The following is a 22,785-nucleotide window of genomic DNA, read 5'->3' on the forward strand; positions in this document are numbered from 1 at the left end:
CCTTCGCGGCAAGGGATGTAGGTAATATCCGCAACCCAAGTCGTGTTGGGTTTCTCTGTAGCAAACTTCTGGTTCAATATGTTGGGTGCTATGGGTTCGTCATGATTGGAATCTGTTGTTTTCACTCTGAATCTACGTGAGACGCAGGAACGAAGGCCTAACTCCTTCATATATTTACCTACCGTACGCTCGCATGTTTCAATGCCTTCCAAGGACAACATGAGAGTGATCTTTGGGCTGCCATACCGCTGTAGAGTATCGTTGAAGTGATAAGTGATCCGCTTCATAACTTCTGCCTTACGCAGTGCCTGCTCGCTTGGTTTAGCTTGTCTCCATTTGTAATAACCGCTCCTTGAAACCTTCATCACTTTGCACATCTTCTCCAATCGAAATTCAGAGCGATGATTTTCGATAAACTGGAACCTTAGTTCTTTTCTTTGCTGAAGATGTGCAGAGCCTTTTTTAAAATTGCCATTTCTTCCTGAAGATCCACAAATGCACGATCTTTCTCTTGATATTCACGTTCTTTCTCTTTTAACAACTGTTCTAACTGACGAACTTTCTCCGGACTTGCCAAAGACTCATTCTCAAACTCTCTGTACTTTGCAATCCATTGATGAATGGTTCCTGCAGGAATATTCATTTCCAGTGCTATCTCTGCAACTGTTTTTGTCTGCTCCTGAATGAATTTCACCGTCTGTTTTTTGAATTCCTCATTAAACCGTTGTCGTTGTTCCCTCATAAAAGGACACCTCTTTCTTTGTTAAGTAAATTATCCAGTTTCTCTTAACAGGTGTCCACTTTTTATTCTAGCTACAATGCTCCATCTAATCCAGTCATATGGACATCATAGTCACGAATAATGGGCAAGTTAACGGTAGAATTTCCAGTTAGATAAGGGAATGGTACAGATAAAGGAGTGTTATGATGCGAAAAATCGTGCTCGTACGTCATGGTCAAAGTGAGTGGAATTTGGAGAATAGATTCACAGGTTGGACTGATGTTGAATTATCTGCCAATGGATTAGGTGAAGCGAGAAGAGCTGGAGAGATTTTAAAAGAAAATGGTTACTTGTTTGATGTGGCTTACACTTCGGTTCTCAAACGTGCTATAAGAACTCTATGGATTATCCTTGATCAGATGGATCTAATGTGGATTCCTGTACATAAATCATGGATGCTGAATGAGAGGCACTATGGCGCATTACAAGGTTTGAATAAAGCGGAAACGGCTGCTAAATATGGTGAAGAGCAAGTTCATCTCTGGAGAAGGTCTGTTGACGTAAGACCCCCTGCTCTTGAACGGAATGATCTAAGATACGATGGATCTAATCCCAAATACAAAGATATCATTGATCTGATTCCCTTGACTGAAAATCTGGCGGATACAGAGGAAAGAGTACTAAATTACTGGCATAACGTTATAAAAACTTCAATTCTGGCTAAACAGAATGTAATTATATCTGCACATGGAAATACGATTCGAGCCCTTGTTCAATACTTGGATCATGTTCCTTCTGATGGGATTGCAGATTTAAGTATTCCAACTGGAATCCCCCTGGTCTATGAAATTGATGACGATTTAAAACCATTAAAACACTACTATTTGGGGTTATAATGTATGCTTCTCAAGCACCTTTCTGCCTCCAACCTGAGAAGGCTCTATCCTTATACAAGTTGACATAACTAAGATAGGGGGATACAATAGTTTTATGACTATCAAACTATATTCTATTAAAGATGATGAAAAACGTGCTAAGATCTTCAAAGCATTAGCAGAAGTGAAACGAATCGAAATGATTCGATATATTCACCAACATCGGGAGATCAACACATGTGGATCCATTGGTGAATCAATGGGAATGGACAAATCCAATGTGTCATACCATCTGAAAATTTTGTACGAAGCTGATCTAGTAAGTGTTGTACGAAATGGACAGAATAAGATGGGGCAGCTTAGAGAAGATACATTTACCGAATTTTTACCGGGTTTCTTGGACAGTTTATAATATGTCCGGGAACCCCTCATTTTTGAATAAAGATTTGAAAGTTTTAAAACTATTAAATCATTGTTATGATAGTCCAAACAAAATTTAATTCAACGGAGTAGTGATCATATGAATCAGCAATTAAAAAATAGACAAATTCTCTTAGCTTCACGTCCAGTTGGCATGCCAACGGAGAAAGATTTTGAATTCAAAGAAGTACCTGTGATGGATGCACAAGAGGGACAAGTCGTGGTAAGTACGTTGTACTTATCGGTTGACCCCTACATGCGTGGAAGAATGAGTGATGCTAAATCATATATTGCGCCATTTAACCTTAATGAAGTTATTGGTGGAGGAATTGTAGGAGAAGTAGTAGAGTCGAAGTCGGAGTTGTTCCAAGTGGGGGACAAAGTGATCGGCATGCTAGGTTGGCAGCTATATAATACCGTAGACGCTAAGACTGTACGCAAAATTGATGAGTCTATTGCTCCTGTATCAGCATACTTAAGTGTTCTAGGATTGACAGGTCTTACCGCTTACTTCGGTCTACTAGATATCGGTAATCCTAAAGAAGGAGAAACAGTTGTCGTATCGGGGGCTGCTGGTGCTGTTGGCATGTTGGTTGGACAGATTGCCAAGATCAAAGGAGCTCATGTTGTTGGTATCGCAGGTACCGATGAGAAATGCGATTATTTGAAGAATGAACTTGGTTTTGATGCAGCGCTTAATTATAAATCAGACAATCTAGAACAGAATTTGGAGAAGGCTTGCCCGAACGGGGTTGACGTTTATTTTGATAATGTAGGTGGACCGATATCCGATGCTGTAATGAATTTACTTAATGATCATGCACGTATTCCACTATGTGGTGCTATTTCTTCATACAACAGCACGGACAGGAACTTAGGTCCACGCATTCAATCCAAATTGATTAAGACACGTTCACTAATTCAAGGTTTCGTACTCAGCGACTATGCAGATCGTCAATCGGAAGGACTTGAGGAACTTGGTAAATGGCTGTCCGAAGGTAAACTGAAGTATGAAGAGACTATTGTGGACGGCTTCGATAATGTAGTAGAGGCATTCTTACAATTATTCCAAGGTGCTAATCTGGGTAAAATGCTTGTTAAAGTGAGCGATTCTGAGTCATAAGATAATCCATAAAGGAGAGAATGGGCATGGAGAACTACGAGAATTTAGTTAAACAGCAGCGCACATTCTTCCGAACTGGAAAGACGAAGGATATACAGTTTCGGGTGGATTCGCTAAATACATTACAGAATGCTATTAATCAACATGAAGAAGAGTTGCTTGCTGCATTACGAAAGGATTTGAATAAATCCGAAGCAGAAGGGTACTCCACGGAAATTAAGCTCGTACTTGAAGAAATTAGATTTTCTCTAGAAAATTTGGCGTCTTGGGTACAACCTAAGATTGTAGATACGCCTGCTTTTATTGCGGGTGCTTCTAGCGTCATCTATCCTGAACCGTACGGTGTTGCGCTGATTATTGCACCTTGGAATTATCCGTTCCAGTTGGCGATTGCACCCTTAATTGGAGCAATGGTAGCAGGTAATTGCGCGGTGTTGAAGCCATCTGAATTCACGCCTACTACATCTAAAGTGCTTGCTAAACTCGTCAAAGAGAACTTCCCAGAACATTATATTGCCGTAATTGAAGGGGAAGTCGAGACCAGTACTGCGCTCTTAAAAGAAAAGTTCGACTATATTTTCTTTACAGGTAGTACAGCGGTAGGTAAAGTGGTGATGGAAGCGGCGGCTAAGCATTTGACTCCTCTAACGTTAGAACTTGGTGGCAAAAGCCCGTGTATCGTACACAGTGATGCAGACCTTAAGTCTGCTGCTAAGAGAATCGCTAGAGGGAAGTTCCTAAATGCGGGACAGACCTGTGTGGCACCAGATTATATTTTGATTCAGCGTAAGGTAAAGGATCAGTTTCTGAGCGAATTAAAAGATGCTATTCACGCCTTATATGGTGAAGATATTTCTCAGAACCCAGACTTTCCTAAAGTGGTCAATGAGAAGCAATTCAATCGCTTAAGTTCTTTCTTGAACGATGGAACATTATATTTCGGCGGTAGAAGTGATGCTTCTCGACTGTTTATTGAACCAACCGTGCTTGATCAGATCACATGGGCGGATCCTGTAATGAAGGATGAGATATTTGGGCCCATCCTTCCGATCATTCTGTATGACGAATTAATAGATATTATCGATGAGATTACGCAACGTCCGAAACCACTTGCACTGTATATATTCTCTGAAAGCACCGAAATACAGGACCAGATGCTCAATAGTATTTCATTCGGTGGGGGATGTATTAATGAAACATTGGCACATCTAACATCACCTTATCTACCTTTTGGAGGTGTGGGTGAGAGTGGTATGGGTTCTTACCATGGTCAAGGTAGCTTCGATACATTCTCGCATCACAAAAGTGTCTTAAAACGTAAAGCGGAATAACCACCACAGGTGATCTCCGCTCTAAGTATAAAAAGAAGCCCTATCATCTATATGATGGGGCTTCTTCTGTTATATTTCGTATTCTTACGAGAGTGTGATCTAGTATGAGTTTACTTTTAGCTAAAACTAATATATTATGTTCTAACGTAGATAATGATTATCCACGTTAGAGTGCCATGAGTAATCATCAAACGATTCACAGTATTGCTAATGCTAATAGAGGTGATTCTAATGCATATGAAAACAGGCGTAGAGCAATCGGTGTATGCCATTATTTTACTAAATATGCTACCAGACAGAGCCGTTTTACCCGGGGATGCGATAAGTCAACAATTAGGAACTTCAGCAACCTATTCTCAGAAGTTGTTAAGACGATTAGTGTGTGCCGACTTAATTACGTCTGTTTCTGGAATAAAGGGTGGGTTTAAGTTGAAAAAGAAACCTGAAGATATTCAGGTCTACGATATTTACCTTGCTATAGAAGGTCAACAAACGTTGTATTCATCTAATGGTATTCTTGATGACATGCTTGCCTTGGAGAAGGATGAGAGTTGTTGCTTGTTAACGGAGTTAATGGAAGAAGCCGAAGAATCCTGGAAATCTGTTCTGAAGCGCGAGACCATAGCTTCATTAGCCGTGGAAATGAATACGGAACGTTTTCAAACGAAGATGAAATCTTTACAAGGTTGGATTAGAGAAACAATGGTGTTGTAAAAAAGACAGAGAAGGGAAGTTAGAACGATGAAATTAAGCGTTTTGGATCAAGCTCCCGTTACCTTTGGAAATACAGCAGAGAGTGCTTTGAAAAAGGCTGAGGAACTAGCGATTTATGCAGATCAACTGGGTTACACTCGGATGTGGATGGCAGAACACCATAGCGCAAATTCATTTGCTAGTTCTGCGCCTGAAGTAACAGCAGCTCATTTGGCAGCCAAAACCCACAACATGCGAATCGGTACTGGGGGAGTAATGATGATGCATTATTCCCCATTGAAACTTGCTGAAGTGTTTAAAACACTTAGTGCTTTTTCACCAGGTCGAATTGACTTCGGCGTAGGTCGTGCTCCAGGAGGAGATACCCAAGCGATGTACGCATTAGCTGAAGGACGTCAACTCATGTTGAATAACATGTATACTAAATTTGATACCGCGTTGAAATTGATCAATGATGAAGTACCACAAGATGACTTGTACAATAAAACAAGTGCGATACCATCACACATTGTTTTGCCGGAAGCTTGGCTTCTGGGTTCAAGTGGAAACAGTGCGCTGAAAGCAGCTGAGATGGGCGTTGGGTATTCTTTTGCACAGTTCTTCAACGGAGCTATGTCCAATGAAATTCTAGATACCTATAGAAGTAACTTTAAAGCGTCGGCATTCATGGATAAACCTGAGATTACAGTTACTTACATGGTGACTACAGCCGAGACGAAAGAAGAAGCGGAGTTCGAAGCATTGCCGCAGGATATTTTCCGTCTAATGATGATGAAGGGCCAGTTTAGACAAGTATTAACGCCCGAAGAAGCACAGAATATTCCACTTACCGAAATGGATCGTATGATGATTAAAGAAAATCGCAAAATACATCTAGTAGGTGCTGTTAAAGATATAGCGACGATGCTTCAAGAGGAACAGGAGCAATATGGTTTTGATGAAGCGATGATCTGTAGTATTCCACATTCACAAGAGAAACGTTTGGAAGTTTATCGCTTATTGGCACGGGAATTATTTTAATATACACACTAAAATTTATAAAGAATGAGGGATTACGATGATGATTACAAGCATACAGCGTATAAATGAATTAGCGAGAAAGCAAAAGGCAGAAGGATTGACCTTAGCTGAAAAAGTGGAGCAACAATCATTGCGTGAAGATTATTTGCGTGAAATTCGAGGACAGGTTCTGAATACCTTCTCTGGATTAACAGTTATCGATCCACTTGGAAATGATGTCACACCAGATAAGATTCGTGTAGAGAAAGAAAAGACACTAGATAAGAACGAACCCAGTGAATAACTTCTGAATCATAACCTAGCAATTTAATGAACCAATACCTAAAGGGACGGCAGTTGTGGACTAGAAATAATGTCCAGAACTGCTGTTCCTTTAGGTTAATTCTGCTGTTGATAATGACTATATATGTAGGCAAAGAGGGACCCGAACAGATATCCTGTTCGGGTCCCTTTTTCTCAACAATTTTTTCGTTGTTTTAAGCTTTATCTACTGCAAGCTCTTTATCTAATTCAGGTTCCTTCGGAGTAGTATCGTTTGATGTTCTAAGCGGAAGCTCCTTCAGGAAGAAGACAAGAACAAACGCAACACAAAGCACGATCGTTCCTGTTAAGAACACGGATGACAACGTCTGACCCAATGCGTCACGAATACCGTCAATCATCTGTATGAATACAGGTTGAACATCAGCAGGAAGATTAGCTTGAGTCTGTTCAAGCATTGGTTTGTTCATCAGTGCTTGAGGATTAGCGAAAGTAAGCATTTGCTCTGTCAATTTCGGATCGATCTTACTGAAATCTGGTGCCGAGGAAGATTGCAAAGCAACCTTCAAGTTATGCGTTAGTTTATTCGACATAACCGTACCCATAACCGCGATACCGATCGTACCACCAAGATTACGGAATAACTGAGAAGAGGCTGTCGCTACACCTAACTCTTTGTGGGTAACTGCATTTTGTGTAGCCAATGAGAACACAGGCATACCAAGACCCAATCCAAGACCAAAAACAGCCATACTTAGAACTGCCATCGGTACATTATTCATGAATACCATAATAGTCATACCCACGATCATAATTGGAATTCCAATTAAGGCATAAATCTTATATTTTCCTCTTTTAGCCATCTTCTGTCCAGTAATGGCACTAGCCACAACCATGACGATTGACATCGGCATCGTTACATATCCAGCATAAGTTGCGGAAATACCTAGTACACCCTGTACGAAGAAGGAAAGATAGATCATAGCACCCATCATACCAAAGTTCATAATAAATCCAATAATATTGGAGATCGTGACTACGCTATTTTTAAATAGATGTAGTGGCAAAATAGGGTTGCTCGCTTTCGTTTCAACAAATAGGAAGATCAGAGCTGAAACTACAGTCCCTGCAAACAGACTAAGGATTTCCGGAGATCCCCATGGATATGTTGTGCCTGCCCAAGTGAAAGCAAGAAGCAGTGGCACGATCGTTGTTGTCATAAATAGTGATCCTAGATAATCAATACTTGAGGATTCCCCACGTCTCCCCCCCTTAGGGAACAAGGTGAGAATCATCACGAAGGCTACGACACCAAGCGGAAGGAAGATCCAGAACAACCAATGCCAATCTAGATTGTCGATCAAATATCCTCCAAGAGAGGGTCCAAGAACACTGGAAAAACCGAACACGGCCATCATGAGACCCATCCATTTACCACGTTCACGAGGAGGGAATAAGTCTCCTACGGCAGTAAATGCAGTGGACTGGATAATACCAGCACCAATACCTTGAATACCACGGTAAATAATGAATTGATATACGTCTGTAGAGGTACCTGTTAGAAAGGCACCAATCATAAATAGTAAAATACCTGCTAACAAAAAGGGTTTGCGTCCGAACATATCGGATAGCTTACCAACAAGGACTGTTGCAATTGTTGATGTCAGTAAGTAAATGTTGATAGTCCAAGTATAATAATCCATACCATCTAGAATTGAAATAATACGAGGCATAGCTGTACTTGTAATGGTCTGATTAATCGCTGAGAATAACATAGCAGCCATAATAGCAATCATAATACTAAGTTTTCGTTTACTTGATAAATGTTCCATGTAGTTCTTCTCCACCACTATTCTATGATTATCGTTTGTCTATTTCTTTAATTAACACGCCAAATATTCTTCTCAAATGCTCACGATCTTCTTCGGGTAATAATTTGAAGTAAGACCCTATAACTTCTTGTTGGCTTTCCTTCAACTTACTGATCATTTCTTCTCCTTTCTTAGTTATCGTAATATTAACAACTCTTCGGTCACATTCTGCGCGCTCTTTATTAACGTAACCTTCGGCAAACAAATGATCTGTTATGCCTGTGATGGCAGCAGACGTAAAGTTGAGAGAATCGGCTAACTGGGATACCTTTTGTGGACCATCCTTGGATAACGACAATAGTGTCTTGAAGTGTGTCATGCTTAATTCGTGTCCTTGTCTGTTCCAGTCCTTGGTAATTCCTTTTAAAAAAGTTTTGAACATCGATGAGATTTCATATAAATCTTCATTTTTATCCAAAATTAAACCTCCTATATAAATTAGGCGGGAATCTGTAAGATCCTTAAATTTATAGTTAATTACTTAATAATTAACTACTAAACTAATAAGCCGAGAGTTAATGTATCATTTATTTTTATTTTCGTCAATAAAAAGGTGGAAAAATATTGTATTGTACACTTGCTATTTTATCACTTGAGTAGTAAAGTGATATTAAGGTTAACGATGGGAGGGTAAACGATATGCAAAATAACACGCTGGGTTCGTTGATCTGGTTACGTTTACTGCGGTTTACAAATCAAAGTAATCATATGTCGAATGATTTTTTAAAGCGTTTCGATTTAACGGTGGCTCAATTCGATGTACTTGTGCAAATACGTATATATCAGCCACTTACACAAATGGAATTAGCTGAAAGAGCAACAGTGACACAAGGTGGTATTTCACGTATGCTCGTCCGCCTTGAGAAAGATGGTTATATTGTTCGTAAGCAAGATTGGAAAACCAAAACAATCTGTCTTACAGCGAAAGCTGAAGATATCTTAGAGAAGGCTATGCCAGAACAACTTGCATTTCAGTCGTCGTTTTTTGACGATGTATTAAATGAAGAAGAACGAAAAACACTATATTCATTCATGACACGTATCCATAAACATAGCCAAAATAAAGATATACCTAAGTAATTTTTTTTGCATTATCAGTTGATTAGTCAAGTTATAAAAGAGGAGGAACTACCATGTATACCATTTCTGGACATCACCACATTTCGATGATTACGAAAGAGGCACAAATAAATAATTATTTCTATCAGCATGTATTAGGACTACGCCGTGTGAAAAAAACTGTCAATCAGGATGACCCTAGCATGTATCACTTATTCTACGGAGATTTAACAGGTAGTCCGGGAACAGAGTTATCGTTCTTTGAGATACCGAATGTAGGTAGAACCGTTCGTGGTACAAACGCTATCACACAAATAGGCTTGCTTGTGCCATCTTTTGCAAGTTTGGAATTCTGGAAACACCGTTTTGAATTGTTCAATGTGACTCATGGCGAAATTACAACTTATGCTGGCCGAGATGCTTTGCATTTTGAAGATGCAGAAGGCTTACGGATGATTTTGTTAAATAATGAAGGCAAAGAGATTCCTGAGAACTGGTCAACATGGGAGAATTCCACTATTGAGCAACAGCATCGCATTCTGGGAATGGGTACTACCGAAATAACAGTACGTTACTTAGATCGCTTAGCGCAAACATTAACGAACTTGCTAGGGTATGTCGAAGTATCACGTACAGATCATGAAGGGATTTATCAGTCCGTTGCAGGGCAGTCATTTGGTGAGATCTTCATTAAACAGCTAGATGGACCTAGTGAAAAGCCTGGAAAGGGAAGTATTCATCATTTGGCTATCCGTGGTAAGAACGAAGACGAGTTACGCTATTGGGAAAAGGTCATTAAGGAACGAGGATTCCATTCCTCTGGCGTCGTGGATCGGTTTTACTTCCAAAGCTTATATTTCCGCGAATCCAATGGCATTCTCTTTGAACTTGCAACAGACGGTCCGGGCTTCACAACCGATTCAACAATTGAGTCACTTGGTGTCGAATTAGATTTACCCCCATTCTTAGAAGAACGTCGTGCTGAGATAGAAGCAAATTTAGTCCCAATTGATTAAGTCACGATAAGGGAGAGAATACAAATGGAGAAATATCGCATAGATACAAATAAAGGACTGGAATTCGGTCTATATTCCATTGGAGATCATCTATCTAATCCACATACAGGTTCAATGATAAGTGCTGAACAACGTATTCATGAATTAATAGAGGCAAGTAAGTTAGCAGATGAGGCAGGACTCGATGTGTTCGCTGTTGGCGAAAGTCATCAGACGCATTTTACAACACAAGCACATACGGTCATTCTAGGAGCCATTGCTCAAGCAACGACAAACATCAAAATTGCGAGTTCAGCAACGGTGTTAAGCACATCGGACCCTGTTCGTGTATATGAGGATTTCGCCACAATTGATCTGATCTCACGCGGTAGAGCTGAAATTGTCGCAGGACGTGGTTCTCGAGTTGGAGCCTACAGTTTGCTAGGATATGATGTTAATGATTATGAAGAATTATTTGAGGAAAAATTAGAACTATTAATAAAGTTAAATAACGAGCAGAGGGTAACGTGGGAAGGTCAATTCCGTGCACCGTTGAACAATGCTTCCATTCTCCCACAACCTCAGAATGGCCATATGGCGATTTGGCGTGCAGTAGGTGGACCGCCTGCTAGTGCGATTAAAGCTGGCTCTGCGGGTATACCGATGATGCTGACTACACTAGGAGGGCCTGCTATCCATTTCAAAGCATCTGTTGATGCGTATCGTGAGACTGCAGTAGAATGCGGATATGATCCAGCAACGTTACCCATTGCAACAACAAGCTTATTCTACACAGCAGCCACTTCACAAGATGCTATCCGCGAGTACTATCCTCATATAGATAAGGGCATGCAGGCATTACGAGGTGGTGGGTATCCTAGACAACAATTCGAACAAGCCACAGATTATCGTGATGCGTTAATGATCGGTAGTCCGCAACAGATTATCGAGAAAATGCTCTATCAGCATGAATTATATGGACAACAACGCTTTATCGCACAAATCGATTTCGGTGGGGTGCCATTCGATAAGATTGCAAAGAATATAGAGTTGATTGCTACAGAAATTATGCCTGCGATTAAGAAACATACGGCTAAGAAATAAGCTATGGGATAAAGGTAGCGAATAAGAGTAGGCTTCGATTGGATGCAATCCTAGGCAGAGTTTTTAACCCAAATGGTATCTAGTTCCTGTTTCTCAGGTTCTAGATACCACGTTTGGGTTTTTTACTATATATGGAGACCAACAGCGATTGGAGAAACGGACCGTTCATGGAGCTTACTCTCAGAACACAGTAACCTTATCCTACAAAAAAACAAAAAGGGTGCCCCTAGCCATTTTCATGACTTATGGGACAACCCCTAGAAGTTTATATTCCTATTAACGCAACGTTTTCAATGCACCGCTCCAAGCAATGACTTGATCAAGCATCCCGTTAACATTAGTAAGGTGAAGATCTGCTGGTTTGAATACAGATCCATTCTCGAAATCAGTAAATAGTGACAATGCAGGGTGCACACGAACGTCCGCAACGGACAATTCTCCTAAGATTCCACGAAGATGTTCAGCTGCACGAGCGCCACCGACAGAACCATAACTTACGATACCTGCAGCTTTATCGTTCCAAGCTTCACGTGCGTAGTCAAGGGCATTCTTCAAGGATGCTGAAATACTGTGGTTGTATTCTTGTACGATAAATACGAATCCATCCAAGCTAGCAAGCTTAGTATTCCAAGCTGTCGCTTGTTCTGTCGCATCAGCTTCGCCTAGAAGTGGAAGTTTGAAGTCTGCGATATCTACGATTTCATAATTGGCATCCCCACGTTGATCAGCGACGCTTTTTACCCATTCACCTACTTGTGGGCTTAGACGACCTTGACGAGTACTTCCTAAAATAATTCCGATATTTAATGTAGACATAATTTGTTCCTCCTCATTATTTGTATAAGTTTCTCGAGTGCTTTAGATATGAATTAATATTATTACAGTATATATATTATGTCAAGATACTTTAATTAAGTAAGTTAATTAATCAGATTAAATGAATACAGTCCCGAATCAATCTATTTTTTGATATAATTTGTATGTCATATATTTTGGATTCCATATAAAAAAGGAGCATTTATTTGAACTTAGCAACTCCTGTTACTCAAACACAACTTATGCAAGTCTTACTCAACGTCTCCGTTGTTCGTCCTGTTTTTATCTGGGGAGCGCCTGGGATCGGGAAATCTTCTTTGGTTGAAGCTTTTGCTGATCAGGTTGGGCTACCCTGTGTATCTCTTTTAGGATCTCAGTTGGCACCAGAAGATATTATCGGCGTTCCTCAAATCGTGAATGGGAAAAGTCAATTTTGCCCTCCGAAAATGATTGCCCGCGATGAACCCTATTGTTTGTTCTTAGACGAACTTAACGCTTGCTCTCAAGAAGTTCAAAAAGCGTTCTATAGCCTGATCCATGAACGACGCATCGGGGATTATGAGCTTCCAGAAGGTTCCATTGTCATTGGCGCGGGGAATCGTGCACAGGATAGTGCCATAGTAAAGCCTATGTCCTCTGCACTTATTAACCGAATGTTTCATGTACAGTTGAATGTGTCTTTCCATAATTGGATTACTTGGGCATACGAGATTGCTATTCACCCGATGGTTATTGAATATCTAGAGTTAAGACCTGATCATTTGTGGAGTGCACCTCCCAAAACAGAAGAACCTTTCTCAACTCCACGTTCTTGGCATATGCTTAGTGATGCACTGCATGAATTCGGAGAAGATATAAATGCAGACACTGTAGGTATTTTAGCAAGTGGTTCTCTGACACCTTCTCACGCGACGCAATTTAAAGCATTTTATAAGAATCTAAGTGGCAAATATGAACTGAATCAAATTATAGAAGGAAAAGCATCATTCCCATCTTCACCCGAAGATCGAGATTTGCTATATTTTCTTGCTCAATCTTTTCGTGCTCAGATCATTAAAGAGCTACCTGCAGCTAAAGACAATATTCGTGACAGTCATCGTCAATTCGCACATACCGCGAAAAAGTTGATCAAAGATTTATCCTTAATTAGTTTTGAAATTGCGCAACTGGTAGTGGCAAAGCAGGATCAAAGCGAGAACATTCCAGATTGGCTTATGGTAGAAATTGTCCGTGACTTACCACGTCTAGCTCTAAAGGATAGAGGATAAGTATGGCTAAAGGGAAGAAATCTACTCCGGATAATCCAGCATTACGAAATTTTAATGCGGCATGTTCCTTTATTTCTACACATCCCATATTCGCTCCGCTGTTAGTTCGTGCTTCAATTGTTCACCGGGATCATAGCTGGAATTATGAAGATGGGTGGGCAAACGTAACCAAAGATGGGTACATCTATACGCATCCCACACGACGCGGCGAAGTTAGGGAATGGGTATATGTTCTAGCACACTGTCTTTTACATTTAGGCCTAGGGCATTTCAAGGTTAAAGAAAATGCATTAGCATGGAATGTCGCTTGTGATGTGTACATAGCAAAGTTTTTAAGTGATTTGAAGCTGGGAACTTTACCAACGGGTATGGAGTCCCATATTGATTACGTTGTGAAGGATGAAGAACAGCTTTATGATCAATTTGTATTAAAAGGTATACCAAGTTCATCAAAGTATTCAGGAACGGCTGGCGTGTCCAGAATGGATATGAATTTTCGTGAGACGAACACTTACTATAATTGGGGGAAGCCACCTGATTGGGAATCCTATTTCGCCATTGGCTTATCTAATGCAGTAACAAGCGCAGTTAGTATTGCTGGTGGATATGCCCATTCACTTAGTGATCCAACGCTATCTTTGACGGGACCACAACGCGCCAAACGATGGTTCATGGATCGTTACCCGCTGCTAGGTGCACTTGCAGTAGGGTTTGAGATTATAGAAGAGACGAATATCTGTCATCGATTAGATATATCTATAGCAGCTATTGACGTGATCGATCGAATCATTTATATCAATCCGGCTGCAGGTCTTAACGAGGAAGAATGTATATTTGTTATGGCCCATGAGCTCTTACACGCAGGTCTACAACATCATGAGCGATGTCTCGGACGAGATCATTACCTATGGAATGTGGCGTGTGACTACGTGATTAATTTATGGTTGGTAGAAATGAGAGTGGGCGAATACCCTCGTATTGGACTTCTGTTAGATCCTGAGCTTAAAGGAATATCTGCTGAGACTATATATGACCGTATGGTCGGAGATATACGTACATATAAGAAACTAGCGACTCTTAGAGGAAATGGACTTGGAGATATGTTAGACAAAGGTTCAGCTAGCTTCTGGGATGTACGTGAAGGACAATCTTTAGATGACTTTTGTAAGAATGCTATGCAACAAGGCCTAATGTACCATGAAGAACAAAGTCGTGGCTTATTGCCGTCGGGAATGGTTGAAGAGATTCGAGCGCTTGGTCAACCACCTATTAAATGGGATGTGGAGCTTGCACGTTGGTTCGATCAATATTTCTCTCCATTGGAGAAAACACGGTCTTATTCACGTATAAGCAGACGGCAATCGTCCACACCAGACATTCCAAGACCACAGTGGGTTCATAATGGCTCCGCAGAGGATGGTCGTACATTCGGAGTTATCCTAGATACTTCTGGATCCATGGATAAAAAGTTACTTGCAAAAGCACTTGGAGCGATTGCCAGTTATGCTCAAGCTCGGGATGTCCCTTTTGCACGGATTATCTTTTGTGATGCTGTTGCTTACGATGCTGGTTATATGCCACCTGAGGCGATTGCAGATCGAGTACAAGTGAAAGGCAGGGGCGGAACCGTGTTACAACCTGCAGTTGATTTGCTTCAACATGCCGAGGACTTCCCTAAAAAAGGACCCCTTCTAATTATTACAGATGGTGAATGCGATAAACTGACCATTAAGCGTGATCATGCTTATATTTTGCCAAAGGGTCGTGAATTACCTTTTCCCCCGAGAGGACCTGTATTTAGAATTAATTAATATCCTATACAGTTATTGATGTTAATTAATATATTTCATAAAGAAATTCTCACATGTGGATCGTCGATTTATGAATGACTTTGATAGATTGGTAATAGATCAACAGTACGTACACCAGATCCATTATTAAAATCAGAATATACATTAGCGTTAATAATACGGATTGTGGGAATAGGGAATAGCAGAGGATGGATGCACATAAAGTTCCGATCAATTTACAGTAAGCGATCGATAAGGACTGACCTTGCAGTTCGTTCGTCATGAGCATTTTAATAAATAAAATAGACATCATCAGGTTGATCCCAAAGGCTGAGTAAAGCGCCATGGTGTCATCAAATTCGATTGACATAGCGTACTGTAGCAGAAAAGCGATGATAATTAAGGAGAAGACAGACCCATAGAGTGTTCGTTTGGAATATGGCCTTTTTACATTTTTTGAATAATAGAGATACTGGAGTAGAATGATGCAGTCTAATAGAAACCATATTAAGGTTACGATTTGTTGAAGTGGATGAAATGGGATTATAAACGTTAATAGAAACTCCCAAGCAATATTAGCACAAATAGCGGCTATAGGCATTCCACAGGTCTGATCCTTAAACCCTTTATAAATAATGAGGATATAGGTAAGAATCCAAAATACAGATATCCCAATCATAAGTAGAAATGCTACTTTTTGCGGTAATAAATGTTCCATTATCATGGTAACCACATCCTTTAGAATTAATCAGTCATTCTACGATTGAAACCAGCTTGTCTATATATATGAATGATGTTGAGGAATATTCGGCTCTCCATTGAGTTTTGAGTTAATCCTGCTTATAATATAACGAGAAAATATAGGGAAAAGGTGTCTAATTCATGAGTATATTAAACGTTGAAAATTTAAGTCATGGCTTTGGAGATCGTGCGATCTTCAAGGATGTTTCATTTCGCCTGCTTAAAGGGGAGCACATTGGATTAATCGGCGCGAACGGCGAAGGTAAATCTACTTTTATGAACATTGTTACAGATAAGTTGCAACCAGATGAAGGTAAAGTTGAGTGGTCTAAACGTGTACGCGTAGGTTACCTTGATCAACATGCTGTTCTAACAAAAGGTTTAACTATTCAAGATGTATTACGTAGTGCTTTCCAATACTTGTTCGATCTTGAGCAGGAAATGAACGATATGTATGGCAGAATGGGCGATGTTTCACCAGAAGAGTTGGAGAAGATGCTTGAGGAAGTCGGTACCATTCAAGATACGCTAACGAACCAAGATTTCTACATGATCGATGCGAAGGTACAAGAGACAGCACGTGGTTTAGGAATCACTGACATTGGGCTTGAGCGTGATGTGAATGACCTGAGTGGCGGGCAACGTACGAAAATTCTACTTGCGAAGCTATTGCTAGAGAAACCAGATATTCTTCTCCTCGATGAGCCTACGAACTATCTGGATGAACAGCATATTGAATGGTTGAGACGTTATCTTCAAGAGTATGAGAATGCATTTATTCTAATCTCCCATGATATTCCGTTCCTTAACAGTGTTATCAACCTAATCTATCATATGGAAAATCAAAAGCTAACTCGTTATGTTGGTGATTATGATCAATTCCAACAGGTCTACGAAATGAGAAAACAGCAGCTTGAATCTGCTTATAATCGTCAACAACAAGAGATTTCGGAGTTAAAAGACTTCGTTGCTCGTAATAAAGCCAGTGTAGCAACTCGCAATATGGCCATGTCCAGACAAAAGAAACTCGACAAGATGGACGTCATCGAACTTTCGAAAGACAAGCCGAAACCACAGTTTAACTTCAAGGAAGGTAAAACAGCGGGGAAGGTTATTTTTGAAGCGAAAGGCCTTGTTATTGGATATGATAGTCCGTTGTCGCGTCCATTGGATCTTGTGATGGAACGTGGGCAAAAGATAGCTCTAGTAGGTGCGAATGGGATTGGGAAGACGACTTTGTTACGTAGCATTCTTGGAGAAATCCCTGCTCTGTCTGGTTCTATCGAGCTTGGTTACAACCAAGAGGTTGGTTACTTTGAGCAAGAGATGAAGGAAGGCAACTATAACACATGTATTGAGGAAATATGGGAGACGTTCCCGTCCCTCTCACAATATGAAGTTCGTGCTGCACTTGCGAAATGCGGGTTAACGACGAAACATATTGAGAGTAAGATCGCTGTCTTGAGCGGTGGAGAAAAAGCTAAAGTGCGTCTATGCAAGCTTATTAATCGTGAGTCGAATATCCTCGTGTTAGATGAACCGACGAACCACTTAGATGTGGATGCGAAGGAAGAACTGAAGCGTGCGTTAAAATCTTACAAAGGAAGCATTATACTCATCTCTCATGAACCTGAATTTTATCGCGACATTGCAACAGATATTTGGAATTGCGAGTCCTGGACGACGAAAGTTTTTTAATAGAGGACTTATAACTCTGTCGATTATATAGTGAAGGTAGAAGATCTTGCATTAAATTTATTAAAAGGGGGAAACTTATACAGTAAATATCTTGAATGAGGATGTGTTTATGATGTGGGCTGTATTTATTATCCTGTTGATCCTTTGGATACTAGGTTTTTCTTTTCACATTGCCGGAGGTTTAGTACATATTCTTTTGGTGATTGCTGTAATTATTCTGATATTCAATCTCGTGCGCGGACGAAGAGGTTAACTGAATGATTAAGGTTTCCTCCAGAAATTAGGGATATCCCTTAAGTCAAAAATGGGTAAGATGTTCTGAAATACGCCCCGCGAACAGACCGTTATCGCTTTTACGAAATCGTTCCGTCCTCTGCGCTACAACATCAACGAGCGTGGAATGGCTGTCGTTGAGTTCTTCAACTATCAACCTAACGAAGAAGACAAAATGAAACGTAACACGGGTGCTCGTGCAATTGTTAAGTATGATGCGAGTACGCAAAAGGACTTAATTAGTAAATATACACCTGCAGAAGGTGCCACAATATTGGAAATCGTTAAAATTATCCCATTGGGCTAATTTAGATCTAGGTATTCTGCTGGAAACTGGGAAATCATATACAAGAGAGTTGCCGATGTAAGATATCGGTAGCTCTCTTTTTAATTCTTGTGTTATCACAAGACTATAAATAAGTGAACTTGGAGGGGATATTTTTAATGGATCATACTCATTATTTCTTGGGTAATCGCAGGATAACGTTGTTTTCGACATGATATAAGATTCTAGATGAGTTGTTTTTGATGCTAAACAACCCACAGATGAGCATACACTACTAGTATGTATCCAGATAACAAGGAGAAATCACAACATACCCTGATAAGATATATATTTTCCCGGCTATAAAAGATCAGGATTTTTCCTAATGGAGGTAGAGGAGGTCCAAGTGTTGATTAATACAAAATACATAAAGCTCTTAGGATTGATATTGGGTGTAGCCGTTCTAAATATTCTAGTACTATCTCCAGGGTTGTTAGGGGTAAAGATAGGTGGTAGTGCACTCTCAACAGCCTTTGGAGTAACGATACTGTTCGCAAGTGCGCTTGTGTTATTTTACGGGAGTTATGTCCTGTTATTTAAATTTTCTGTCGTTATCCCTATTAAAGAAATTAAAATCCATGATGACTACGTAGAGGCTTTATTTCACTATAAACGCATAAAAGGGTTAGGTAATGACATTACGCTTGGTTTAGAGCAGTTGGACCGAATGAAAAAGAAGAAGGATACCCTAATAAATGTCCTAAATCAGCGATTTGAACCGACAGAGCTAAGTTACAAGAAGTTCGCTTCCGTCACGATCGAGGTAGAAAAACTATTCTATCTTAATATCAGGAGTATGTTGAACAGACTGACTATTTTTGATGAGGTGGAGTTCGAAAAAGCAATGAATCATAAGTCGTCAATGTTATCTCAGAAGCTTCAACAAGAAAAGATTAACATAGTTAACGATCACATATCCTTTATGAAAAGTTCTCTAAGTAGTAACGAGGAAATTTTGTTGAAATTAGATAAAATGCTGTTAGAGATATCCCGCTTGGATTGTTTTGAGCTAGGAGATATTGAAAACATGCCCTGCATGCAGGAAATAGACTTGTTAATTAAGCAAATTAAATATTATAAACAGTGAGGTGCATCGCATGACAAAGACGAGTAAATTTCTCCTGCTGTCAGGAATCCTTGTGATCTTCGTTTTCGCCATCGTATATTTCGGAGTGAATCTAACCTCGAATTTGGGGAAATCCAAGACACAGGTTACTTCGGAAGATGCAGGAAAACAATTAAGTAAGCTATACTCCGAAATCGCGGTAACGACGGAAGCGCCAGTAAAAGGCCAGATCGATCTTAATCCTGCTGATGTTGGTGAATCATTACCGGATATCTCTAAGTTTCCTATAACTGTAGACAATGTAACAGATCATTATGTTGAAATATTCTCTTCTACTGAGAAGTCAGGTACGGGTGTCGATGGCTGGTTAACTGAGGTTGCTACCGAGTTCAACAAAGCGAATATCTCCGTAAATGGTCAAGTTGCATCTGTTAAGATTCGGAATATCGCTTCGGGTACAGCTACAGATTATATTAAATCAGGTAAATATGTTCCTACGGCCTTTACTCCTTCTAACGAATTATGGGGTGAAATGGTCAAGGCAAGTGGGATTAAGACTGAAGTTGTATCTAAGCGCATTGTAGGGAATGTCCCTGGTATTGTGATTGCAAAAGCCAAATATGATGCACTAATCGATAAATACGGGTCAGTGAATGTCAAAACAATTACCGAAGCGATAGCCAATAACGAATTCTCAATGGGATATACAGATCCATTCGCTAGCTCTACGGGATTGAACTTTCTTGTCACAGCCCTCAATACTTTCGATAATGCTGATATGTTAGGCGAAAAGGCCGTTCAGGGATTTGAAAAGTTTCAAGCCAATGTGCCTTTCATCGCATCAACTACGATACAAATGCGGGATGCAGCGAAGTCTGGGATGCTGGATGGGTTTGTCTTAGAGTACCAAACTTTTGTGAATGCCACAGATCTAAAGGATAGTTATGTTTTCACCCCTTTCGGAGTAAGACATGATAGTCCGTTGTACGCCTTAGGTGATGTTCCTCAAGAGAAGTTAGATATTATCCATAAGTTTGCTGAGTTTGTCGAGCAAGACCAATATCAGAAGCTGGCGAAAGAAAAAGGGTTCAATAATCTCGATGATTACAAATCAGAAGTGGGAGAAGTTGAGGGTAGTCTCCTATCTGCAGCGCAGAAGTTATGGAAGGAAAAGAAGAATGGAAGTAAGCCGATTGCGGCTGTGTTCGTAACCGATGTGTCCGGTAGTATGGCTGGTGAACCCATCAATCGACTGAAAGAATCCCTATTGAAGGGTCAGAAATATCTCGGAAAAGATAACAGTATCGGCCTTGTCTCCTATTCAAGTGGTGTAACCATTCATCTCCCTATTGGAAAGTATGACACCAACCAACAGTCCATGTTTGTGGGTTCAGTGAATAGCCTTCAGGCTAATGGGGGTACAGCTACTTTTGATGGGATCGTTGTGGCTTTGAAAATGCTTCAAGAGGAGTTAGTTCTTAACCCTAATAGTAAGCCAATCATCTTTGTCTTAAGTGATGGTGAGACGAATGAGGGTTACTCGCTCAAGGACATCAAGGGTCTCATTGAGACATACAAAGTTCCTATATATACGATCGGATATAATGCCAATATTAAGGCGCTTCAAAGTATTTCGAGTATTAATGAAGCCGCAAGTATCAATGCAGATACTGATGACGTGGTCTATAAGATTGGAAATTTGTTTAATGTTCAAATGTAACTTATACCAGGGAGGGTTACGATGTCATTTACAATGGAAATACCCAGTCAAGAAGAGATCAAGGTAGCTATCGAAGAAGAGGTTAAACCCGTTCCTGAAGAAGTCGCTAAGCTGAAAGAGATAGCTGATGCGAACGTAGCCACGATCATGACACTCGATTTCGAATCGCTTGAGAAACGAAAAGAAATACTACAATCGATTGATACGTTCGGTATACATTCCATGAAATCATCCTCAGATAAAAATGCGTTGCTACAAGTCTCTGTTGGGAACCTATCCAAAACGGGAGATGAAGGTGGTCAAGTTGCGAAGGGGCTAACTGAACTGCATACGCAATTAAAGGATTTAGACCCGAGTGGGATCGACTTTGCAAAGAGGGGATTCCTTGGCAAGCTGTTCAATCCCTTACGTGCGTACTTTCTAAAATACCAAAAAGCCGATGTTGTGATCGCTGATATTGTCATCTCCTTAGATAAGGGCAAGTCTACCCTGAAGAACGATAACACTACACTAGAGATTGAGCAACAGACACTCCGCGATCTGACCAAAAAACTTCAAAAGGAAATACAGCTTGGACTACTAATGGATGAATCCATAGAGTCGCAGATTGAGGCGGCCAAACTACGTAATGAAGATCCTGATAAAATCCGTTTCATTACCGAAGAAGTGCTGTTTCCACTTCGACAAAGAGTTATGGATTTACAACAGATGTTAGTAGTCAACCAACAAGGAATTATGGCCATCGAGGTCGTCATTCGTAACAACAAAGAACTGATCCGTGGGGTTGATCGAGCAAAGAATGTTACCATCTCGGCGTTAAAGATTTCAGTAACTGTTGCAAGTGCACTCTATAATCAAAAAATAGTCTTGAAAAAGATTGAGCTCCTTAATCAAACCACGAACGAACTGATTGCTGGCACCTCCAAAATGTTGAAAGATCAAGGCGTTGCCATCCAGAAGCAATCACTTGAAGCGAGCATCTCCGTGGATACCATGAAACAAGCGTTTACGGATGTGTTATTTGCCCTGGATTCGATCAGTACTTACAAGCAGGAAGCCCTCCCAAGAATGCGTGACACGATCAATCAGTTCCGTGACTTAGCTAATGTGGGTGAGAAACAGATCCAGCGTCTGGAGAAGGGGCATAAGTTGGGTTTGTAAAATAAGTAGAAATGGCGATGGAGGAGACCGGTGGAAAATCCACCACATTGGTGTAGGAGACTATGGGAAAAGACTACACATCTTAATTTGATTTGTGTTATCACTAGGACTTCATCGAGTCTTAAATCATTTAACGGGAATTCCTCCAGTTGAATGAAGAGGAAAGCCCATTCCATCCTGTCTAACTGGAATTTTTCACCTTAACTCAATCGATTTGGCACAATTGTTCTAGAAATGAACCCTTTAGATGGAGAAATTCCTGTTATTCATTATTCGTATTCACCAAGTACACCTTGAATCGGTTCAAGCTCATCTTCCATTTCTTCAACATCGTTTTATGTACTAATTTCAAGGACAAATTCAGAGAAGCTGCCGAATTTATTCGAGCAGCTTTTTTTCTGCGATGTGGTTATTGAATTTGTAATAGAAATGC

At 40.3% G+C, this 22,785-nt stretch carries 24 protein-coding genes; 18 read left to right on the forward strand and 6 right to left on the reverse strand.

Annotated elements, in window-relative coordinates; genetic code table 11:
* Together AC1D69_RS13360 and AC1D69_RS13365 are read right to left on the reverse strand one after the other, a co-directional pair.
* A partial coding sequence (locus AC1D69_RS13360) for an IS3 family transposase (protein WP_495456661.1) occupies window positions 1-365 on the reverse strand: 365 nt, incomplete at its 3' end.
* Window positions 366-424: 59 nt separating this feature from the next.
* Window positions 425-742 (reverse strand): transposase, encoded by a 318-nt coding sequence (locus tag AC1D69_RS13365; protein ID WP_495456662.1) that lies wholly within the window; start codon window positions 740-742, stop codon window positions 425-427.
* Between the two features lie 185 nt (window positions 743-927).
* Between AC1D69_RS13365 and gpmA the strand changes: the two genes are divergently transcribed.
* The 7 genes from gpmA to AC1D69_RS13400 all read left to right on the forward strand — a co-directional run bounded on the left by gpmA (window position 928) and on the right by AC1D69_RS13400 (window position 6,487).
* Window positions 928-1,617 carry a 2,3-diphosphoglycerate-dependent phosphoglycerate mutase gene (gene gpmA / locus AC1D69_RS13370; RefSeq protein WP_495456663.1) on the forward strand — a complete coding sequence of 230 codons (690 nt, stop codon included), beginning with the start codon at window positions 928-930 and terminating at the stop codon, window positions 1,615-1,617.
* Window positions 1,618-1,711: 94 nt separating this feature from the next.
* A complete protein-coding gene (locus AC1D69_RS13375; protein ID WP_495456664.1) occupies window positions 1,712-2,008 on the forward strand; it encodes an ArsR/SmtB family transcription factor in 297 nt (98 codons plus the stop codon).
* A 108-nt stretch (window positions 2,009-2,116) separates the two neighbouring features.
* The gene (locus AC1D69_RS13380; protein ID WP_495456665.1) at window positions 2,117-3,139 is read left to right on the forward strand and encodes an NADP-dependent oxidoreductase; all 1,023 of its coding nucleotides are present in this window, start codon (window positions 2,117-2,119) and stop codon (window positions 3,137-3,139) included.
* 26 nt (window positions 3,140-3,165) lie between these two features.
* Window positions 3,166-4,470: an aldehyde dehydrogenase gene (locus AC1D69_RS13385; RefSeq protein WP_495456666.1), complete on the forward strand. Its 1,305-nt coding sequence runs from the start codon at window positions 3,166-3,168 to the stop codon at window positions 4,468-4,470.
* 231 nt (window positions 4,471-4,701) lie between these two features.
* The gene (locus tag AC1D69_RS13390; RefSeq protein ID WP_495456667.1) at window positions 4,702-5,184 is read left to right on the forward strand and encodes an Rrf2 family transcriptional regulator; all 483 of its coding nucleotides are present in this window, start codon (window positions 4,702-4,704) and stop codon (window positions 5,182-5,184) included.
* Between the two features lie 27 nt (window positions 5,185-5,211).
* Window positions 5,212-6,204, forward strand: coding sequence for an LLM class flavin-dependent oxidoreductase (locus AC1D69_RS13395; RefSeq protein WP_495456668.1), 993 nt, complete (start codon window positions 5,212-5,214; stop codon window positions 6,202-6,204).
* A gap of 40 nt (window positions 6,205-6,244) precedes the next feature.
* Window positions 6,245-6,487 (forward strand): DUF896 domain-containing protein, encoded by a 243-nt coding sequence (locus AC1D69_RS13400; RefSeq protein WP_495456887.1) that lies wholly within the window; start codon window positions 6,245-6,247, stop codon window positions 6,485-6,487.
* 193 nt (window positions 6,488-6,680) lie between these two features.
* Here the strand turns inward: AC1D69_RS13400 and AC1D69_RS13405 are convergent, their stop codons facing one another.
* The gene (locus tag AC1D69_RS13405) at window positions 6,681-8,297 is read right to left on the reverse strand and encodes a DHA2 family efflux MFS transporter permease subunit (RefSeq protein WP_495456669.1); all 1,617 of its coding nucleotides are present in this window, start codon (window positions 8,295-8,297) and stop codon (window positions 6,681-6,683) included.
* Window positions 8,298-8,325: 28 nt separating this feature from the next.
* Window positions 8,326-8,754 carry a MarR family winged helix-turn-helix transcriptional regulator gene (locus AC1D69_RS13410; RefSeq protein ID WP_495456670.1) on the reverse strand — a complete coding sequence of 143 codons (429 nt, stop codon included), beginning with the start codon at window positions 8,752-8,754 and terminating at the stop codon, window positions 8,326-8,328.
* Window positions 8,755-8,975: 221 nt separating this feature from the next.
* Here AC1D69_RS13410 and AC1D69_RS13415 point away from each other — a divergent pair, with 221 nt between their 5' ends.
* Genes AC1D69_RS13415 through AC1D69_RS13425 form a run of 3 tightly spaced genes read left to right on the forward strand, consistent with a single transcriptional unit; the run spans window position 8,976 to window position 11,494 of the window.
* Window positions 8,976-9,416 (forward strand): MarR family winged helix-turn-helix transcriptional regulator, encoded by a 441-nt coding sequence (locus tag AC1D69_RS13415; protein WP_495456671.1) that lies wholly within the window; start codon window positions 8,976-8,978, stop codon window positions 9,414-9,416.
* Window positions 9,417-9,469: 53 nt separating this feature from the next.
* On the forward strand, window positions 9,470-10,411 hold the full coding sequence (locus AC1D69_RS13420) for a ring-cleaving dioxygenase (RefSeq protein ID WP_495456672.1): 942 nt from the start codon (window positions 9,470-9,472) through the stop codon (window positions 10,409-10,411).
* 24 nt (window positions 10,412-10,435) lie between these two features.
* Window positions 10,436-11,494, forward strand: a complete 1,059-nt coding sequence (locus tag AC1D69_RS13425; RefSeq protein ID WP_495456673.1) for an LLM class flavin-dependent oxidoreductase — start codon at window positions 10,436-10,438, stop codon at window positions 11,492-11,494.
* A 276-nt stretch (window positions 11,495-11,770) separates the two neighbouring features.
* Here the strand turns inward: AC1D69_RS13425 and AC1D69_RS13430 are convergent, their stop codons facing one another.
* The gene (locus AC1D69_RS13430; RefSeq protein ID WP_495456674.1) at window positions 11,771-12,310 is read right to left on the reverse strand and encodes an NADPH-dependent FMN reductase; all 540 of its coding nucleotides are present in this window, start codon (window positions 12,308-12,310) and stop codon (window positions 11,771-11,773) included.
* 206 nt (window positions 12,311-12,516) lie between these two features.
* On the opposite strand from AC1D69_RS13430, the gene AC1D69_RS13435 reads away from it, so the two are divergent.
* Entirely contained in the window at window positions 12,517-13,578 is a 1,062-nt protein-coding gene (locus AC1D69_RS13435; RefSeq protein ID WP_495456675.1) for an AAA family ATPase, read from the forward strand.
* A 2-nt stretch (window positions 13,579-13,580) separates the two neighbouring features.
* The gene (locus AC1D69_RS13440; protein WP_495456676.1) at window positions 13,581-15,389 is read left to right on the forward strand and encodes a DUF2201 family putative metallopeptidase; all 1,809 of its coding nucleotides are present in this window, start codon (window positions 13,581-13,583) and stop codon (window positions 15,387-15,389) included.
* Between the two features lie 49 nt (window positions 15,390-15,438).
* On the opposite strand, the gene AC1D69_RS13445 is transcribed toward AC1D69_RS13440, so the two are convergent.
* The gene (locus AC1D69_RS13445) at window positions 15,439-16,092 is read right to left on the reverse strand and encodes a transmembrane-type terpene cyclase (RefSeq protein WP_495456677.1); all 654 of its coding nucleotides are present in this window, start codon (window positions 16,090-16,092) and stop codon (window positions 15,439-15,441) included.
* 158 nt (window positions 16,093-16,250) lie between these two features.
* On the opposite strand from AC1D69_RS13445, the gene AC1D69_RS13450 reads away from it, so the two are divergent.
* The 6 genes from AC1D69_RS13450 to AC1D69_RS13475 all read left to right on the forward strand — a co-directional run bounded on the left by AC1D69_RS13450 (window position 16,251) and on the right by AC1D69_RS13475 (window position 22,352).
* Complete coding sequence (locus tag AC1D69_RS13450) at window positions 16,251-17,807, forward strand: ABC-F family ATP-binding cassette domain-containing protein (protein WP_495456678.1); 1,557 nt, start codon at window positions 16,251-16,253, stop codon at window positions 17,805-17,807.
* A gap of 112 nt (window positions 17,808-17,919) precedes the next feature.
* Entirely contained in the window at window positions 17,920-18,060 is a 141-nt protein-coding gene (locus tag AC1D69_RS13455; protein ID WP_495456888.1) for a lmo0937 family membrane protein, read from the forward strand.
* A gap of 147 nt (window positions 18,061-18,207) precedes the next feature.
* A complete protein-coding gene (locus AC1D69_RS13460) occupies window positions 18,208-18,387 on the forward strand; it encodes a hypothetical protein (protein WP_495456679.1) in 180 nt (59 codons plus the stop codon).
* A 364-nt stretch (window positions 18,388-18,751) separates the two neighbouring features.
* Window positions 18,752-19,492, forward strand: coding sequence for a hypothetical protein (locus AC1D69_RS13465; protein WP_495456680.1), 741 nt, complete (start codon window positions 18,752-18,754; stop codon window positions 19,490-19,492).
* A gap of 10 nt (window positions 19,493-19,502) precedes the next feature.
* On the forward strand, window positions 19,503-21,191 hold the full coding sequence (locus AC1D69_RS13470; RefSeq protein ID WP_495456681.1) for a vWA domain-containing protein: 1,689 nt from the start codon (window positions 19,503-19,505) through the stop codon (window positions 21,189-21,191).
* Between the two features lie 21 nt (window positions 21,192-21,212).
* Window positions 21,213-22,352 carry a toxic anion resistance protein gene (locus tag AC1D69_RS13475; protein WP_495456682.1) on the forward strand — a complete coding sequence of 380 codons (1,140 nt, stop codon included), beginning with the start codon at window positions 21,213-21,215 and terminating at the stop codon, window positions 22,350-22,352.
* Window positions 22,353-22,785 lie beyond the last annotated feature (433 nt).

This window comes from Paenibacillus sp. Y301 (assembly GCF_059445505.1).